The 18868-nt window shown below is 38.0% G+C and carries 13 protein-coding genes and 1 tRNA gene; 1 reads left to right on the top strand and 13 read right to left on the bottom strand.

The window, feature by feature from the left end:
- Positions 1 to 82 precede the first annotated feature (82 nt).
- From ACSKY2_RS08990 to ACSKY2_RS08930, 13 genes are all read right to left on the bottom strand, one after another.
- Entirely contained in the window at positions 83 to 2653 is a 2571-nt protein-coding gene (locus tag ACSKY2_RS08990; RefSeq protein ID WP_489877521.1) for a cation-translocating P-type ATPase, read from the bottom strand.
- A gap of 396 nt (positions 2654 to 3049) precedes the next feature.
- Positions 3050 to 4783: a septation ring formation regulator EzrA gene (locus tag ACSKY2_RS08985; protein WP_489877520.1), complete on the bottom strand. Its 1734-nt coding sequence runs from the start codon at positions 4781 to 4783 to the stop codon at positions 3050 to 3052.
- Between the two features lie 246 nt (positions 4784 to 5029).
- Positions 5030 to 5641 (bottom strand): 30S ribosomal protein S4, encoded by a 612-nt coding sequence (rpsD, locus tag ACSKY2_RS08980; RefSeq protein WP_489840081.1) that lies wholly within the window; start codon positions 5639 to 5641, stop codon positions 5030 to 5032.
- 262 nt (positions 5642 to 5903) lie between these two features.
- Positions 5904 to 6608 carry a GntR family transcriptional regulator gene (locus ACSKY2_RS08975; RefSeq protein WP_489878250.1) on the bottom strand — a complete coding sequence of 235 codons (705 nt, stop codon included), beginning with the start codon at positions 6606 to 6608 and terminating at the stop codon, positions 5904 to 5906.
- Between the two features lie 5 nt (positions 6609 to 6613).
- Entirely contained in the window at positions 6614 to 7789 is a 1176-nt protein-coding gene (gene nagA / locus ACSKY2_RS08970; RefSeq protein ID WP_489877519.1) for an N-acetylglucosamine-6-phosphate deacetylase, read from the bottom strand.
- A 201-nt stretch (positions 7790 to 7990) separates the two neighbouring features.
- A complete protein-coding gene (locus ACSKY2_RS08965) occupies positions 7991 to 9979 on the bottom strand; it encodes an ABC transporter ATP-binding protein/permease (protein ID WP_489877518.1) in 1989 nt (662 codons plus the stop codon).
- Positions 9980 to 10194: 215 nt separating this feature from the next.
- On the bottom strand, positions 10195 to 11001 hold the full coding sequence (locus ACSKY2_RS08960) for an HAD-IIB family hydrolase (RefSeq protein ID WP_489877517.1): 807 nt from the start codon (positions 10999 to 11001) through the stop codon (positions 10195 to 10197).
- A gap of 26 nt (positions 11002 to 11027) precedes the next feature.
- Positions 11028 to 13559 (bottom strand): M1 family metallopeptidase, encoded by a 2532-nt coding sequence (locus tag ACSKY2_RS08955; protein WP_489877516.1) that lies wholly within the window; start codon positions 13557 to 13559, stop codon positions 11028 to 11030.
- 204 nt (positions 13560 to 13763) lie between these two features.
- Positions 13764 to 13835, bottom strand: a tRNA-Glu gene (locus ACSKY2_RS08950).
- A gap of 86 nt (positions 13836 to 13921) precedes the next feature.
- A complete protein-coding gene (proC, locus tag ACSKY2_RS08945; protein ID WP_489877515.1) occupies positions 13922 to 14713 on the bottom strand; it encodes a pyrroline-5-carboxylate reductase in 792 nt (263 codons plus the stop codon).
- Positions 14714 to 14831: 118 nt separating this feature from the next.
- Positions 14832 to 16016 carry an FtsW/RodA/SpoVE family cell cycle protein gene (locus ACSKY2_RS08940; protein ID WP_489877514.1) on the bottom strand — a complete coding sequence of 395 codons (1185 nt, stop codon included), beginning with the start codon at positions 16014 to 16016 and terminating at the stop codon, positions 14832 to 14834.
- A 28-nt stretch (positions 16017 to 16044) separates the two neighbouring features.
- The gene (locus tag ACSKY2_RS08935; protein ID WP_489877513.1) at positions 16045 to 16254 is read right to left on the bottom strand and encodes a DUF2969 family protein; all 210 of its coding nucleotides are present in this window, start codon (positions 16252 to 16254) and stop codon (positions 16045 to 16047) included.
- Positions 16255 to 16265: 11 nt separating this feature from the next.
- Positions 16266 to 17246 carry a rod shape-determining protein gene (locus tag ACSKY2_RS08930; RefSeq protein ID WP_489840089.1) on the bottom strand — a complete coding sequence of 327 codons (981 nt, stop codon included), beginning with the start codon at positions 17244 to 17246 and terminating at the stop codon, positions 16266 to 16268.
- Positions 17247 to 17426: 180 nt separating this feature from the next.
- On the opposite strand from ACSKY2_RS08930, the gene ACSKY2_RS08925 reads away from it, so the two are divergent.
- Complete coding sequence (locus tag ACSKY2_RS08925; RefSeq protein WP_489877512.1) at positions 17427 to 18794, top strand: UDP-N-acetylmuramoyl-tripeptide--D-alanyl-D-alanine ligase; 1368 nt, start codon at positions 17427 to 17429, stop codon at positions 18792 to 18794.
- Positions 18795 to 18868: the final 74 nt, after the last annotated feature.

Genomic DNA, 18868 nt, shown 5'->3' with positions numbered 1-18868 from the left:
AAATATCGCTATTAAAAAACGACCTTTATATTTTTTAAAAAACAAAAAAAGTGTAAGAGGCGAACTTCTTACACAATAAAATCTATTTTTTATGACGTATTGCTTTCACAATTTCCCAATAAATATTCGGAACTAATGCCAACACAATTGTCACCAACCATGCTGTTCCTGGTAGTGGTACAAAGCTAAACAGTGTTTGTGTTACTGGTAAGATAACCAATAATAGTGATAATGCCAAGGCAATGATTGCCATAATGACTAGCATTGGATTAGCATTGAATTTAATTTTAAACATTGACTGATCACTACGAATATTAAACACGTGTAGAATTGATGTTGCTGATAAGACAATAAACGCCATCGTGTTACCAATTTCTGGTTGACCAATATAGATACCATATCCTTGTGCCAATAAACTGACAACTGCAAATAGCAATACATTAACAACGATCTGTCTTGCCAGCCCATTGGCAAAAATACTTGCTTTCGGACTAACTGGTTTTTGATTCATGACACTATCATGAATTGGTTCCCGGCTTAACGCAAAACCAGGTAACCCATCAGCGACCAAATTAATAAATAGTAGTTGTGTCGCAATTAATGGTGACCCCCAACCAAAGAGCATTGCTGCGACAATAATAACAATTTCTGAAATATTAGCACTAATCAAGAAATTAATTGTCTTTCGGATATTATTGTAAATGCCACGTCCCGTTTCAACAGCGTGTACAATTGTTGCAAAATTATCATCAGTTAAAACAATTGCAGCTGCTTCACGCGCAACATCGGTTCCAGTCTCCCCCATTGCAATCCCAACATCGGCACTCCGTAAAGCTGGTGCATCATTGACGCCATCCCCAGTCATGGCAACCACATCACCACGCCTTTGCCAAGCTTTGACAATTCGAATTTTATCTTCTGGTGTGACTCGTGCATACACTGCATACCGTGTCACATTTTTCTCAAGTTCTACATCAGACATTTCATGTAGTTCTGCACCAGAAAGTGCAAGATCATCTGCTTGTAGAATACCAATTTCACGTGCAATAGCACTTGCTGTAACAACATGATCACCAGTAATCATTACTGGTTTAATTCCCGCAGCTCTAGCTTCAGCTACCGCAGCTGCTGACTCAGGTCGTGGTGGATCAATGATACCAATCAACCCTAACAATGTCATATGTGATTCAAGTTCTTCTTCAGTTGGTTCGTCACTGATTTCAGGTAACTTAACAATTCCCACTGCAATGACGCGTAATGCATCTGCACCAAATTGTTCATTAATTTGTTTTGCTGCTTGATGCATTGTTTCTGGAAATTTAGGCAACAAGACATCAAAAGCACCCTTTGTTACTGCTAAATAGCCATCATCAATTTGATGAACTGTTGTCATTCTTTTTCTTGTTGAATTAAATGGTATCTCAAATACTTTTGGATAATCTTTCTGTAACTGTTCGTAGTCACCATATCGTCCCAATGCGTTGACCATAGCAACTTCAGTTGGCAAACCAGTGACTTGATGATTGGGGTTTGTCACATTAGTTGACAACGCACCAAACTTTAAAACGTCAGACAATTGATTTTTAATTTGTTTATCATCATACACTTGATTAGCTTGTGCATCCCAAATACGACGTACTGTCATTTTATTTTGCGTCAATGTCCCCGTTTTATCCGAGGCAATCACTGTAGCAGCACCTAAAGTTTCAACTGCTGGTAGACGACGCACAATGGCATGTCTTTTGGCCATTTTTTGAACACCCAAGGCAAGTGTAATCGTCACAATAATCATTAATGTTTCTGGCACAACTGCCACCGCCAAAGAAACGGCGGTCATAAACAGTGTTAACAACGGCTCGTTATAAGCAATACCCAATCCAATCACAATCAGCGCTGACAAAATGGCAATGATGCTTAATCGTTTACCTAAATTCGTTAACCGGTTTTGTAATGGGGTCTTCTCACGTTGTTCATTGCCCAGCAAACCAGCAATTTTACCCATTTCAGTTTGCATACCAACAGCAGTGACTTCTGCGGTTCCACGTCCATTAACAATCACTGTGCCACGATAGACAACATCTAACCGATCCCCTAACGAGTCCTCTGGCTTTGAGTGTTTCGTTTCATCTTTTTCGATGGCTTCACTTTCACCGGTTAGTGCTGATTCTTCAACCCTTAATTCACTTGTTTCAATTAATCTGGCATCAGCAGAAATACGCTTACCATTTTCTAATATTAAGATATCACCAACAACGATTTCAGTAATGGGTATGGTCACAACTTGTCCATCACGTCTGACTGTCGCCTCAGCTTGCTCTAAATCTTTTAAGGAGTCTAAAGCTGCTTCCGCACGTCCCTCTTGATAGATAGCCAATACTGAATTAATAATAACGATTGCAATGATCAAGACACTTTCAAAATAGTGACCATTATTCTGCATAATCGAAGTGATCAAAGAGATAACTGCGGCAATAATCAAAATAATGGTTGCAACATCACTTAAACTCCGCTTTATTTTAGAGAACAGTGATTCCTTAGGTGCTTCTTTGAACACATTTTCACCATATTCTTGCCGAGATTGTTGCACTTCTAATTCTGATAATCCATGTTGCACATTTGTCGGGCTATGATCTCTTTGTCTATTTTCTTCCATACAACTCTCCTTTGTTTCGCAAAAAAATATTTATCTTATGTTTAAATTTTAACAAATTTACGACAATTTGTAAATATTTATTATAAATCGTAACTTTTTAAGCGTGCAAAAAATAAGACAAAGACCTGCCACCAAAAATATCTCTCTACGATTTTAGGTATGCATATTAATCTAAAATATTATCATAATCAATTTTGTAGCTGTTAATACGACCATTGACAATTCTTTATCGACCACTTTGCCCAGTATTAATAAAAATCAGTTGAATATTTAGTCATAAAAAATACCCCATAATCGTTAGATTTTTATGTCTAACAATTATGGGGCACTTCAATTGGTAGATTGACGCTCTTTTCTACTAGTAATGTGATTTTAAAATCTGTCTAAACAAGGTATTCATTGTTGTTCTGAAAATTCTGCTTGTAATGTTGCCAATTCTTGTCGATACTGCTTCACAATTCGATCCGTTAGCCCAGGTTCCACTTGATCAAGAATAACACCCAAAGTTTTCATAGACTGCTCATAATCATAACCTGTTTCATAATAATATCGTGCTTGTTGAGTTGCTTGAACAACTGCAGGATTATCACGATACCTTGATGCTTTACGTACCAATCGTTCAGTAACCGTTGCTGCCTCAATGAGACTTTCCGTTCTTTCATGAAGTGTATCTAAATCAGCTGTCACAATACTTAGTTGTCGTAAGACATCATCAACATTAACTCGTGACATACCTATCTGCTGCTTAACACGTTCTAATTCATCACTAACCGAATAGAAAATTGATAAGTATGTTTCTGGTAAGCCTGGTAAGCCCTGACGTTCGAATGACCGTTGAATTAATCTTAATTTGTCTGCCAACAGTGCTACACGCTTTTTTGATTGTTCTAACTGTCCTGGTAATTCTTGGAAAGCTTTCCATTGCGCAATTTGTTCACGTTCAATTCTCTCTAGATCTCTACGAATGGCCGTTTGTTCAGCAATTAAATTAGAAAAGACAACCTCATGACGTGCAATTTGATGCTTTAACTCTTCAAAAGTAACCGTATTATTTGACAATTGAATTTCCCAGCTACGAATTTGACCAGTTTCATCCTTTGAGAAGACAAAATCTTGATTTAAACGATCTAATCTCGCGTATAATTCGTGGTTTTGTCGTTTATTATGAGCAAGATAGCCTGTTAGATTTTCATTATTTTCCCAAACTGTCTGTGCTGCTTTTGCTTCTTTATCAAAAGTTTCATACAAAACTTCCGTTTGACTTTCCATACGTTGAATTAATTCAGCAATCTTTTTAAGTGTCAACTCTTGCAATAATGTCAACGCTTCTTGTAACTCTTCTTGAATATTTGTTAATTCTTTATCAACGTTCGTTTCAAACTTAAAACCTTCTGCTGTCATTTTGTCGTATGCTTCTTGTAATTCGGCCAACTGCCCAGGAATTGTATCATGCAACTGATGAAAAATACCAGGTATTTGATCAATTCGTTGTTCTAATTGATTCGTTTCCATACTTAATGTTTCATATATACCAGTAGCCGTCGCGTGATCGCCTGCCTCAGTTAAACGAGCAAATTCAGCAAAATCATCTTCAAGAGAGCCTAATATTTCTTCTAATTTATCAATAGCTGGTCCGAACGAAAAATTTTGTGAAAGCAACACTTTACGTAAGTCTTGATATTTCGTTTCTAAATCTTTAACCGCTTGTTTATGTGCAGCATCTAACTGTTCTAAATCATTTAATCCTTGATTAACGACGTCAATAATTGTTTTTGCATCACGTATTTGCTGTTGTAAACTTTTTAATCCTTGCGCCGTCTTTACGAAATTTAATCCTTGTGAATCAAACAACACTGTATTTGCTTTTAAATCAATGTTATTAAATTCGTTTTTTTCTAACTGATTATATTTTGCTTCTAACAATTGGAATTGCTTCAAAGATTGTCCCGTCAAACTCAATTGGCGTCCTTTTACTAACCGATCACGCATCGGAATTTCAGCCAACTCGTTTTTCTTTTGGACTAATTTATTAACTTTTCGTGCAGTCAACCGTTGAGAGACAAAGATAATCAAATAAATGGCTGCGACAACAACAATTAAGCCAATAACGATATGTCCAATCTGTGTCATACTCTTTTTATCTGGTGAATGATACTCACCATACTCCTAACTATCGGGAATTCTAATAAGATTAGCGTACCACGTCAATTACAATCATGCTAATTTTTTTATGTTGTTTAGTGTTTATTTGGCGTTCTTTAAAAATTTTTAACTTATTATCGTGTCTTTCTCATATAAAAAACTGCAAAAAAAGCCAAGACAATTGTCTTGGCTTTTTGACATTGTGTGCCACAAACTCCATTGAATAATAAAAAATTATCCAATACGGTTGTAGTACTCAACGATTAGGGCTTCGTTATATTCATGATCTAACTCTGCACGCTCTGGTTCGTGAACCAAAGTTCCCTTTAATGTATCTTTATCAAATTCAACGAATGGTAACGTACCAGCTTGTGCTTCTACAGCAGCTTGGATGTAAACATTCTTTTGTGACTTCTCACGAACTGAGATTTCTTGTCCAACAGAAACTTCGTATGAAGGAATATCAACACGCTTACCATCAACTAAAATGTGACCATGGTTAACAAGTTGACGTGCTTGTTGACGAGTTGTTGCCAAACCTAGACGGTAAACAATGTTGTCCAAACGACGTTCTAGTAATGACATAAAGTTATCACCGTGAGTACCCTTACGAATCTTACCTGCCTTCAAGAACAAGTTATGGAATTGACGTTCAGTCATACCGTAAGTGAAGCGCACCTTTTGCTTTTCTGCTAGTTGAATACCATAATCTGATGGCTTTGAACGACGGCCGGCACCGTGATCACCAGGTGCATAATTACGACGAGCAAGTTCCTTACCAGTACCTGATAATGAAACACCCAGACGACGTGACAAACGGTACTTAGGACCAGTATAACGTGACATATTTAAATGTCCTCCAGAATTTTTATTTTGTTGAATTCTAGAGAATTGCCTCACATTCGTGCATTTTATCCAAACGTTCACCGCTGCAGCGCAGTTACTAGCGTGTTCTCTGCCATCATTGAAACAGGTCGATAAATTGTTGACGAGCTTGCGGACAATCCGCTGCAGTTTTCAACACTTTGAATATCATACCAAAATATTTGTAAATAGACAAGCATTTATCATTAACCGTCTCATAACATAGCATTAATCGAACTAACGTTTATGACTTTTCCATATAAAATTCGAATCTTGCACCAACATACTGTGTTTGCACATACTCAAACGGGACACCTTTTGTATCATAAGTGATTTGACGTAATACTAATACAGGATCTCCACGTTTAATGGCTAAATATTCTGAAATCCTTTCTTTAACCGCTGCTGCCGTGACTGTTTGTTGTGCGCGTCCTATTTTTAAACCACGTTCTGTTGCTAATGTTCGATATAAAGAATCAGTTAATGCCTGCCGTGATAACCCAGTGACTAAAGTTTCCGGAATTGCTGCTACTTCAAATGCAATTGGTTCACCATCCCCATATCTGACACGTTCCATTCGCAATACACGCTCATCTGGCGTGAGTTGTAATTGTTCTTGTTCTGAATTTGACGCCCGACCCACATGAAAACTAACTGTTTTGGACGTGGCTTTCTTACCAGCATCCGCCATCAAATCTGTAAACGAAGTAATACCATTTAAATGTTCTTGCACTTTTTGTTCAGATACAAACGTGCCTGAACCCACGCGACGCTCTAAAATACCTTCATCAACGAGCAACATAATCGCTTGTCTTAATGTCATACGGGAAACACCAAATTGTTCAGCTAATTCGCGTTCTGCTGGGATCCTATCACCAGGAACCCACCGACCAGCTGCAATTGCTTCGTGAATCTCATCATGAATTTGAATATATACTGGCGATCCCATCATCCTTACTCCTTTGTTTCAATGCCATCTTGCTTAGAAAAGCGACGACCCAAGCTATAGGTCGCTTCTAAGCTTGTTAAATCAGCACTAAAGATATTCAGATCGGCATCTTTGCCGACCGTCAACGTCCCCTTTTGATCAAGATTAAATTCAAGGGCTTGATTAACTGATGCCATTTGAATGGCTTCATGAATTGATGCACCTGTAAAGGCCATCATATTACGAAAGGCATCATCGAATTCTAGAACAGAACCAGCCAATGTGCCATCTGCTAAGCGAGCTTGCTTATCTTTTACCCAAACTTTTTGCCCACCTAATTCAGATTCACCATCACCAAGACCCTTTGCACGCATTGAATCAGTAATCAAATCAATTCGATGAGCAGTCTTTAATTTATAAGCTAAATTGACCATATCAGGATACACGTGGAAACCATCCACAATTAATTCGGTATGAATATTATCTTCTAACATAGCATGTCCAGTGACACCAGGTTCACGATGGGCCATTGGCCGTTGTGCATTATACAAATGCGTAATGTGACTAGCTTTAGAATTCGTTTGCAAAAATTCACGTGTTGCATTTGAATGACCAATTGAACCAACAATGTGATTTTCAATTAAATAATCTTCAAATTCTGCGACATTATCTGCTTGTTCGGGTGCATACGTAATTAAACGGACACGATTGCCAGATAACTCATGCCATTTTTGAACTAATTCCTTACTAGGAGCAATAATATATTGTTCTGGTTGCGCACCCTTAAAATGTGGATTAATAAACGGTCCCTCTAAATGAACACCCATAATCGCTGGTTCTTGTTGCGCAGCTTCATTGACTGCAACCATCGCTTTTGAAATATTATCAACGGATTGTGTCATCGTCGTTGGAAAAACAGAGGTAATTCCTTCAGAAATTTGACCATGGACCATTTTAACGATATCAGTTGCTTGGCCATCCATTGTATCAAAACCATACGCACCATGTGTATGGACATCAATAAATCCGGGTACAATGACTTGACGGTCAGCACGAATAACATCATCTGTTGCCTTAATTTTTAAGGCTGACATTGGTCCAATTGCTTCAATTTGTTTATCAAATCGAATATAAGCGTCCTTGATTTCCGGTTGTTCATCTTCACCAGTATAAATCGTTGCGTGCGTTAAAACTTTGCTCATGATATGTTCCCCTTATTTTTTCAATGTTACAAGTGGATAACCACCATTTGACATTCATTTCTAATCGTCTTCAAGTTTACACGGTCTAGACCGATTTTTCTAGTCAGACATCTAACACAAATGTCCTGAAAAACAAAAAGCCAAAGACTATGCCGTTAATTAACGGTCATCTTTGGCTTTCTTATATCTTTTATCAATTAATTAATCAGCTGCCAAGGCATCGATTGGATTCAACTTTGCGGCACGACGAGCTGGTAATAGTGCAGCAAGGAATGAAATCACTAACGCCAAAATAAGGGTTGTGATGACGTTACCAACTGAAATTTGAATCATATTAAACTTTGCAATCTTGTATAATGCCGAATTAAGTATCGCACCAATACCAAAGGCTAGTACTAATGACAACACAAAACTTGCCATACCAATCAGTAGTGACTCTGATGTAAACAAACGACGAACGTCTTTTTTACTTTCACCTAAGGCACGTAAAATACCAATTTCTTTTGTTCGTTCTGAAACAGACATAAACATTGTCACAATAATCATCAGTGCTGACACAACTAGAGAAATAGCGGCAATCGCTGCCAAAACATTTGTTGCTAATGTCACGATGGTATTAATGGTATCCAAAATAGACCCAACCGTAATCGCTGTATATAACCGCTTATTATCAGAATCCTTCAATTTATTAATTGCTTTTTGGAAAGGTTTAACATCATCTGGTGTTGCTACTCGAACAGTGGCAAATAAGGCATTTGTGACAGCCCCGGCTTCTTTATTAGCTGCATGTACAGTTTGATAACTAACGACATTGGCTGTTCCAGCCTTACCTGCATCGATCACACCAGAAATTTTCAAATCTTTTGTAATTGTCACTGGTGTTCGACCATCTGCTTTCACTGTGGTCCAAGTTGCCGTCATGGTTTTGCCAACGACTGATTGCCAATTTTTGGTATTAAATTTCTTTGCAACCGTCTTTTTATCAACCAAAATTTCATTTTTACCTGGCAAATGCCCGGCTTTAACAAGTTTCTTTTGATAAGTTGCTGACCACGTCTGCACCGTTCCCAGATTGTAATCTTTGTTTTGCAATTTCGCTTTCACACCAGCAATTTGATAGCCCGGCTGCACAGCTTTAGCTCCTTTTAGATGCTTAATCTGTTTCATTTGTTTATCAGAAATGGTCGTTTTTGCAATATCAGTGGCACTACCACCGGCAGTTGTTTGACCAATACCAGAATTGTCATTATCTTCATCCTGATAACGAGTAACTGTAATCGCAGTTGGATTTGCAAGAGAATTCACTTGATCATTAATATAGGCTTTGACACCATTTCCAAGACCCGTAAATAACATCACAGCAAACAAACCAATGGCGGTTCCCAACATAATCAATGAATTACGCCAAAAGCTGAAAGTTAAATGTTTGTACGCATTTCGATAAGAAGCCGTTGCTGGTAGTGGTCGGTCTTGCATATGTTCAGCATTTTTATTGACCGGATAAGCCTCTCGTAACCGTTGATCATTATCAATTTGACCATCTGCTAAATGCACAATACGTGTCCCGTGGTCAGCAACTTCTTGTGAATGTGTCACTGCAATAACCAAACGGCCTTCAGCTGCAATTTCATCCAAAATTTTCAAAACATCGGCTGTGTTTTCTGAATCTAAAGCCCCCGTAGGCTCATCAGCAATAATAATGCGCGGATCAGAAGCTAATGCTCGCGCAATGGCAACACGTTGCTTTTGACCACCAGACAATTGATTCGGATGTTTTTTAATTTGTTCTGCTAACCCGACACGCTCTAGCAAAGCTGTCGCATGGTCAACTTTTTCCGACTGTGATAAAACTGTCATTTCAAGTGAGACCATAACATTTTCAAGAACGGTCAAATGACTGATCAAATTGTAAGATTGATAAATGTAACCAATGGTTCCCCGACGATATTCATCGAGTTGTTTTTCTTGTTTATGATCTAAAACTTGACCATCAATTGTCACCGAACCTTCAAATTCACGATCTAGTCCACCAATAATATTCATCAAGGTTGACTTACCACCACCTGATTCTCCTAAAATTGAAACAAACTCCCCCAATTCAAAATCAAGATCAATCCCTTTTAGTACTGGAAATTCTTCTTTACCAAGATAGTACGATTTATGAATGTCTCGTAACTCTAAGTATGCCATTAACTCTCCTCCGGCTTCCTATTTTCAGTGCAATTTATTTTAATTAGTTTAACCTTTTACATCAAGCACCGTCAAGGATAGTATTATTGTCACTATTTCAAAGTCAATAAAAAATAAATAATTATATCAGATAATGATTTGACTACATATAAAAAGGTCTAGCAACGACCAAAATAATATGGCTAGGTGCTAGGCCTGATTAGGTTGTATACATTTTAAATTATTTTTTCAAGTGTTTCTAAAACACCATCATGATCGCTATCCTTTGCGACAACATGATATCCTCGACCAAATAACCGTTCGTCAGAATTTGGCATGATATAGACGTTACCCGCTAATTGCATCATTTCTAAATCGTTCATGCCATCACCAAAAACAGTTAAATCTTCAGGTGCCAAATCAATTTCATCAATCAACATTTCCAAACTAGTCGCTTTATTCACACCAGCCGCTAAAATATCAACTGTGCCATAACCAGACGTTGTTGCATGTAATGGTAAATGATTATCATCAATTAATGCAATGGCTTCTTCAGAATGCGATGGTGTAAAAATACCCGTGATACTTGTTAATAATTCTGGAATATCTGCTAAATGCTGAACTGTGGCCATATTTGGATAAACTTGAGCCATATAATCTTGCATATTATCAGGTAAGTCTTGCAATCCTGCTAAATTGTACATATTATTTACGGAAAAAGCAATCACGCCAATTGTTTCGAAAGTATCATCAATTAGAATTTCCTCTAATTTAGGTAATGCAGTTGCATCAATATTACGAATGTGCAGGTGATTAGACCCATTCACACGCCAAGTTGCACCATTACCCGTTACTAAATGAACACGATCTGCTAATTTGCCAAACTTATTACGCACCCAATTTTCATCACGACCAGTCGCAATGGCAAATTTATCTCGTTTTTCATCTAACTTATCTAAAATAGATGTAAAACGTGGCACATTAAATTCTCGTTCTGAATTTAAAAAAGTTTTATCTAAGTCGGTCACGAATAAACGTGTCATATGATTTCTCCTTATCCCATCAATTATTACAACGATGTGGCAATAGCTTCGTTAATAACCGTTTGTTCATCAGTAATTAAAGCAACCCGGCCAGCAATCACATTAATATCCATTTTAATCTCACGAGTCAAACCTGGCGTATCTAATTTTGGCTCAAAGAATGCTTTAAATTCTGCTAATCGCTCAGCCGTTTTAAAGACTTTCGCAGTCACTGTAATGAACGTTGTGAACTCCATGTCACCACCCACTGTTTGTTCAAGCCAAGACCATTCTGTTCTTAGCCAATCCCACGCCATTTGCTGACCACGTTCATTTGCCAAAATACCTTGGTACCACCCACGTAAATCTTGTGGTTTAATCGTTTGACTATCTTTGAAATAACTGATGAGTTGTTGTATAAAATTCGTGTCCAAGATTTTCGTTAACGCCTTCATGATATCGCGTTGATAACCACCATCAGCTGTTGTCCGATAATCTGTTAACAATTGCTCAAACAAGACAGCATTGCCATGGTGCTTGACTTCATTAGCTAAGACACTTGCGCGAATATCAGCAGGTAAGTTAATAAGATTAGGTTGATTTGCAACAACTAACTCGTGTGCGGATGTCACTGCAACTGTATTATCAGCAAATAATGCCGCATCAACAATAACTGGTCGACTGACTTGATCATCGTTATCTTCATTTGCCTGCTTATACCACCCCAAACGATTAAATTGCTCTGCACTCAAAGTTGCCACTAAGTGCTTAAACTGTTTTTCTGCAAGTGTATCTGGCACAATAAACTTTTTCAAGTTTTCAATGACTTGATAAAGTGCTGTATTAACAACACTTGAATGACTTGTCGCAAATTTTTTCAATAGTGGTACGACGATTGCATAAGATATATGACGACCTTCAGCTAATAAACGTAAATCTTGGAGTAATTGTAATTGTGTTACTGGATTTAGATTATCAATATCCTCTAAAATATCTGCTAATAATGCTGGCTCATAATTAACAATAAAGTGAGCTGTATTATCAACATTCAAGCGGAATGGTGTCCCAGCTGTTTGACGTAAAATCTCATAATCTCCCAAATTCAATTCTTTAGTCACTAACAATTCTGGTAAATCTGAATAATTACTATGCAACGGTATTTGCCACTTTCGTTGTTGATCAACGCCATCTCCAATAAAGAACTGTTCTTGCATTATTGTCAAATGACCGTCAACAACTTTCACATTAACAACAGGGTAACCTGGTTGTTCTAACCAAGTATTCATCATTGCTGTCAAATCAATACCTGACGCTTTGCCCAAAGCAGCCCATAAATCAGATCCAGTTGCGTTAGCAAATTTATGGGCTTCAAAATAATCCTTCAATCCTTGACGTAATGCATCATCACCAATCAATGCTCGCACCATCACTAACATGCGAGCCCCTTTCGCATAGACGATAGCCGCATCAAAAATAGCATCAATTTCAGCGGGTTTTTCTACTTGAACATGCACCGGTTGGACGCCATCAGTTGCATCACGCTGTAATGCAGCTGCCGCTTCTGAAGTCTGGAAAGTTTCCCAAATATGCCAATCGGGTTCTAGCGCATCAATTGCCACGTACTCCATCATGTTGGCAAAACTTTCATTAAGCCATAAATCATCCCACCATTGCATCGTGACTAAATCACCAAACCATTGATGGGCTAATTCATGAGCAATCACCGTTGCCACTTGTTGCTTCATTTCAATAGAAGCATTGTTTTCATCAATTGCTAGGTAAGCTTCACGATAAGTCACCAAGCCCCAATTTTCCATTGCTCCTGCTGAGAAATCAGGTAATGCTAGTTGCCATGAATGTGGTAATGGGTATGGTGTTTGATAATAGTCTTCATAAAATTCAATTGATCGTTTCGCAATATCAAGCGCAAAATCAAGTTCAGACGCTTGATGTGCCTTGGTTGCAAAAACACCAACTTGAACACCACTTTTTGTCTGGGTCAGTTTACGCTGCATATCACCAAATGCAAAAGCAACAAGATATGTTGACATCTTTACAGTTTCATCAAAATAATGAACACCATCAACCACTTTTTTCTCAGGCATGTTAGCAATAATCGTTTCACCCGCTTGTTCATCAAATTTTATTGCTAATGAAAATGTCGCTTTAGCTGCAGGCTCATCAATGCCAGGAAAGGCTTGTCGAGCAGCTGTTGTTTCAAATTGTGTGCCAATCAATTGCTTTGTTTGGCCATGTAATTGATAATATGACGGATAAATACCCATCATCGTATCAGTTAACGGTGCTGTATAATCAACCACAATTGTTAAATCACCCGTTTGTGGTGCCATAAAATTCAATGTTTCTGCATCATCATCAGTCGTCGCGATAACTGTTTGACCATTAACAGTCACATTATTAATTGACATAAACTTTTGATTTAAGCGAATTGCCGTTTGCATTGCCGTCCCCTTAATCGTGGTCTGACCAGCAATAACTTTGGTTTCCCGATTAATATCTAAATAGATATCATAATGGGTTGGCCGAAATACATTTATCAAGCGCTGTCCTTCTGTCATAAATTCAAAATCCCCTTTTTAAACATCTCTTAATATAAATTAAGTAATAAATTCCATCTGACCTTATTTTATCATAGTGTCTGATGTAACGTTATTTTGTCTTAAGGATCTGCTCATAAAAAAGAATGACCTGACACAAATTGATAGTAATTATGAGCTAGTCGCAAAAAAAAGAACTGGCATCTCTGTCAGTTCTTTAAAAAATAGCTCATCAGGGAGTCGAACCCTGGATGCCGGTGTGAAAAACCGGAGTCTTAACCGCTTGACCAATGAGCCACAATGATTACTTCGTTGCTTCAACAACATAAATAATCATATCAGCTTCAATAATCGTTTGCAAGCCTTTTTATATGAAATCTCATTTATTCAAAGGATGCATTTTTAGCCATTGTTGCAGTAATCGTATCCTTGATTAATTGATTCAAGCCACCCGTCGTCAAGACTTCATATCCCGCCGCAGTTGACCCACCGGGTGTCATCACTTCATTAGCTAATACCATTGGTGCCTTTTTAGCCTGCATCATATGCTGCGCCGTGCCAACGACCGTTTGTTCGGCTAATCGAGCTGCGATACTTTCTGATAAGCCTTTCGCAACGCCAACTTGCTTCAAGGCTTCTGTAAAGGCCGCAACAAAAGCTGGTCCAGAACCAGCAATTGCACTTGCAATACCAAATTGCTCCTCTGGCAGTTCATCAGCTCGACCAAATTCCAAGAACAATGCCGCCACTGCCCCTTTAATATCTGCAGCCACATCCTTATCAAAAGCTAAGGCAGTGTAACCATATTTTACAGCCACATTAACATTTGGCAAAGCACGAACAACCACTATTTTTTGACCCAAAGCTTTCTGTAGTTGTGCTAAAGAAATACCACCAAGTACCGAAACGACAATCACATCAGGTTTCATTGCAATACCTGGTTGTAGTTCATTTGCAACAGCTGCTAATTGTTCAGGTGGTGTTGCCAAAACGACCAAATCCGATGACATCCAAACATCTAACGCTGAATTTTTTGCCGTCATATGCAAGTCGTTTGCCACTTTTTTTCCCGAATGAGGGGAATAAACAACTAATTGTACTTCCTGATTACCCGACCAGCCTTGCATCATTGCCTTGGCCATATTACCAGCACCAATAAATCCGATTGTTAGCATGTGATACTCCTTTGTTTTCAAAATCATTTTTATCATATCATAACTCACAAAAAAAGGTTTAAAAATCAGTACAAGAACCTAGCTAATTGGTCTCAACTTCTTTTTAAACCATCTCACATTATGAAAATCCTTCGCGTTCAGATAACGAGAATGATTTATTATGATATCTCATCGACATAATCAAACCAATACCAATCATGTTACCAATTAACGCCGAACCACCTTGCGAAATAAATGGTAGTGGAATACCTGTTAAAGGTACTAAACCAATATTCATCCCAATATTCTCAAAAATATGGAACAATAACATCATAACAACACCTGTTGCAATATAGGCATAAAATTGATTTGATGAATCAAAGACAACTTGAATAATTTGATAAATCAACAAGAAATATAAAATCAACAACAGAATGCCACCAACAAACCCAAAGTTTTCACCAATAACTGAGAAAATCATATCTGATTCGCGAACTGGTACATCAACGTGTGATACATTAAATCCTGTACCAGTGATGCCACCAGAACCAATGGCTTTCATTGACTGCCATAATTGATACGCACCATTTGACGTATCATTTTGTGGATTTAACCACGCGTCCACACGAGTAAACTGGTATGCTTTGAAACCAATATGTTCAAGTAAATGCCGACCCCATGTTTGTGTCACAAATAATATGGCTACTGAACCTAACGAACCAACAATGGCAATAATCGGTCCCAAGTATAACCAGGATAAACCAGAAACTAGTGTCATACCAAACACAACAGCAATGAACACCATGTTTGTTCCAAAATCACTACCATTAACAATTAACACTGGTAGTGTCCATAAAACAATTTTCGTTAGCAGATGCCAATCTGATTTCATGGTATGTGTTGGATTCGCAATATTATGATCTGTAATGACCCTTGCTAGCATAATAATAAATGCTGGTTTCATAATCTCTGCTGGTTGAAAGGTTACTGGTCCAATAGCAAACCACTTTCCACCCGTACTAGCATAATAACTTCTTGAATAGAAGAATAAGACAGCAATCATCAAGACCATGCTAATGGCAAACCCATAGGGTGCGATACGCCACAATTGTTCAGAATCAAATTGCATAATGATTGCAACACCAATAATACCGACAACATAGTAAGCTAACTGTAAAAGTACCATACGTGTGACATTGACACTCGCATCATGTGTTCCTGCAACGTAGAGTGAAGCTAATCCAATCAACGCTAACATTAAAACCACAAAAATAATTGACCAATCAATCTCGCCACCATCTCTTGAGAAAAAACGTTTCAGCATATTGCCTCCTTTCTCATTGGCTTATCAATTAATGATGTAAATTGAATTCTGCAAGTAAACTTGCAACAGCATCATCAAAACTATCTGTTGTTGTTTGATGACCATCTGCAAACGTCACAGCCAATGGTGATGTTTTTTCATCAACTTGCCCTAACGTCACCTTATTAATCATCACTTCTGAAATATTATCATCTAATTCGTTGATTTCAACAGCAACCGGTTTATTTTTTCGTGCCATAATAACCTTCCTTAATTTGCATGCATGTGTGCAAGAAGCATCCCTGCTCCTTTAGCAACATTATCTAGTGGCTTCTCTGAAATCATAACAGGAACACCTAGATGTTGTGCAATCAATTTATCAACCCCACGTAACAGTGCACCACCACCGGTTAATACAATACCGCGATCAATAATATCTGACGCCAATTCCGGTTGAATACGAGCCAAAACAGCATGTGCCGCATCGACAATTTGTGTTAATGTATCGTGCATTGCCACTTCAACTTCATTAGCATTGAGTGTCACTGTTCGTGGCATTCCTGTAAAACTATCACGACCGCGCACATCCATTTCTTCAGGATCATCTAATGGCGTTGCCGTACCAATCTGAATTTTAATTTGTTCAGCTGTCCGTTCACCAATTTGTAACCCGTGATCCTTTTTAACCATCGCCGAGATATCCGCATTCATTTTATCACCAGCAACACGAATCGATTCCGACGTCACAATATCCCCAAGTGAAAGTACCGCAATATCCGATGTACCACCACCCATGTCAATGACCATTGATGCAATCGGCGAGAAAATATCTAATCCTGCCCCAACTGCTGCAACTTTGGGTTCATATTCCAAGTAAACTTTACCACCACCTGATTTTTCAGCTGCACCAATAATTGCTTTGCGCTCAATGCTGGTAATGTTCGTTGGCGCGCATACCATCACACTTGGTCGTGACATGACATTTTTAACATTTAATTTTGACATAAAGCGTGACAACATTGCTTCTGTCATGTCAAAATCTGAAATAACCCCGTCTTTTAGAGGACGAACAGCACGAATATTTCCTGGTGTACGACCAACCATTTGGTAAGCTTCCGTACCAACGGCTAAAATTTTCTCTGTTTTTGTATCAATTGCCACTACGGATGGTTCATTTAAAATAATACCTTCCCCATCAACATAAATCAGCACATTCGCCGTTCCTAAATCAACGCCGATTTCTTTGGCCATGAATTTCACCTCTTATTTATTACCGAGCAAGCTCGTCCAAATTTCTAATTACTATCTTTAATAGTATAAACCATACGAACGAAAAAATCTTGAAAAATACGTATCCAACTAACTTTGTTTGCTGGTCCTTTATGAACAATGTAAAATATAAAGAAACATCTTAAAAAAGGAAATAAAAATATGAAGCTAACTTTACAAGAAATGGCAACAATTCTCGAAGCGCCCATTAAAAATGAAGCAGCTGCAATCGTGACCAATACCACTTTTGATTCTCGCCAAGTAACTGCGGGTAGTTTATTTATCCCATTGGTTGCTGATAATGATGGCCATGATTACATTGATGCTGCAATTAAAAATGGTGCTACCGTTGCATTGTGGCAAGCAGATCATCAACATATGCCAACAAATTTACCAATCATTATTGTGCCTGATACCTTGGCAGCTTATCAACAATTAGCCAGTGCTTACCTAGCAAAAGTTGCGCCAAAAGTGGTTGCTGTTTCTGGTTCAAATGGTAAAACAACAACGAAAGATTTTATTGCCGCCATTGGTGAGACAAGCTATAAAACAATCAAAACACCCAAAAACTTTAATAACGAAATTGGCGTACCACAAACGATTCTATCTATGCCAGCTGATACCGAATTATTAGTCATCGAAATTGGTATGGATCATCCTGGTGACTTAACATTCTTGTCTAATATGGTAAAACCAGATATTGCATTATTAACCATGATTGGGGAAGCTCATATCGAATTTTTCAAGACTCGTGAACGCATCGCCGATGGGAAAATGGAAATTATTAACGGCTTAAAAGCGCATGGTCATCTCGTATTTAATGGTGACGAACCTTTGTTAATTGAACGTGTTAGCCAACATGCTAGCCTCCAAAATGAGTCCTTTGGTTTAAACAGTACTAATGACTTATTTGCGAGCGATATTGAAATGACTCCTTTACAAGCTAGCTTTACAACTAACCAAAGTAATCAACGGTATACTATTCCACTCACTGGTCGTTACAATATTACCAATGCTTTGGCTGCAATTACGGTTGGCCATTTACTACATATTTCTGACACAAAAATTGCCCAAGCTTTAGCAAATGCACCGATTACAGAAAATCGTACAGAATGGCTAACTGGTAAATTTGGTGGCAAAATTCTGTCCGATGTTTATAATTCTAATCCAACAGCAACAAAAGAAGTGCTCAACTTTTTTGCAAATACACCAGTAGCTGGTAAACGTGTGGCTGTTCTTGGTGACATGCTACAACTCGGAGATGCTTCCGCGACACTACATGCTAGTATTGCTGCTAATTTGGATCCACAAAAGATTGCCCACGTTTATCTCGTCGGTGAAGAAATTGTGGCTCTCGAAAATGCTTTAAAAACCAAATATACCTCACGAGCTGTTAAAAGATATGCCGTTAATGACCAAAAAGCTCTTTTAAATGATTTATTAGCTGATTTAACGGCTGATGATATGATTATGCTGAAAGGATCACATGGTGTTCATTTAGAAAATATTGTGGCGCAATTAAAAAAATAACCAAAACTGATGAGAGTGAAACAAACATATAAAATGAAAATCGCAGTCGTATTAGAGTATGTCTAGCACAACTG

This window comes from Weissella sp. ESL1156 (assembly GCF_058505625.1).
This window is presented reverse-complemented; position numbering and strand designations above follow the sequence as displayed.

Coding starts and splice junctions, on each gene's coding strand:
- ACSKY2_RS08990 (WP_489877521.1), bottom strand. CDS start 2,653: ATGGAAGAAAATAGACAAAGAGATCATAGCCCGACAAATGTGCAACAT.
- ACSKY2_RS08985 (WP_489877520.1), bottom strand. CDS start 4,783: ATGACACAGATTGGACATATCGTTATTGGCTTAATTGTTGTTGTCGCA.
- rpsD (WP_489840081.1), bottom strand. CDS start 5,641: ATGTCACGTTATACTGGTCCTAAGTACCGTTTGTCACGTCGTCTGGGT.
- ACSKY2_RS08975 (WP_489878250.1), bottom strand. CDS start 6,608: ATGGGATCGCCAGTATATATTCAAATTCATGATGAGATTCACGAAGCA.
- nagA (WP_489877519.1), bottom strand. CDS start 7,789: ATGAGCAAAGTTTTAACGCACGCAACGATTTATACTGGTGAAGATGAA.
- ACSKY2_RS08965 (WP_489877518.1), bottom strand. CDS start 9,979: ATGGCATACTTAGAGTTACGAGACATTCATAAATCGTACTATCTTGGT.
- ACSKY2_RS08960 (WP_489877517.1), bottom strand. CDS start 11,001: ATGACACGTTTATTCGTGACCGACTTAGATAAAACTTTTTTAAATTCA.
- ACSKY2_RS08955 (WP_489877516.1), bottom strand. CDS start 13,559: ATGACAGAAGGACAGCGCTTGATAAATGTATTTCGGCCAACCCATTAT.
- proC (WP_489877515.1), bottom strand. CDS start 14,713: ATGCTAACAATCGGATTTATTGGTGCTGGTAATATGGCCAAGGCAATG.
- ACSKY2_RS08940 (WP_489877514.1), bottom strand. CDS start 16,016: ATGCTGAAACGTTTTTTCTCAAGAGATGGTGGCGAGATTGATTGGTCA.
- ACSKY2_RS08935 (WP_489877513.1), bottom strand. CDS start 16,254: ATGGCACGAAAAAATAAACCGGTTGCTGTTGAAATCAACGAATTAGAT.
- ACSKY2_RS08930 (WP_489840089.1), bottom strand. CDS start 17,246: ATGGCCAAAGAAATCGGCGTTGATTTAGGAACGGCGAATGTGCTGATT.
- ACSKY2_RS08925 (WP_489877512.1), top strand. CDS start 17,427: ATGAAGCTAACTTTACAAGAAATGGCAACAATTCTCGAAGCGCCCATT.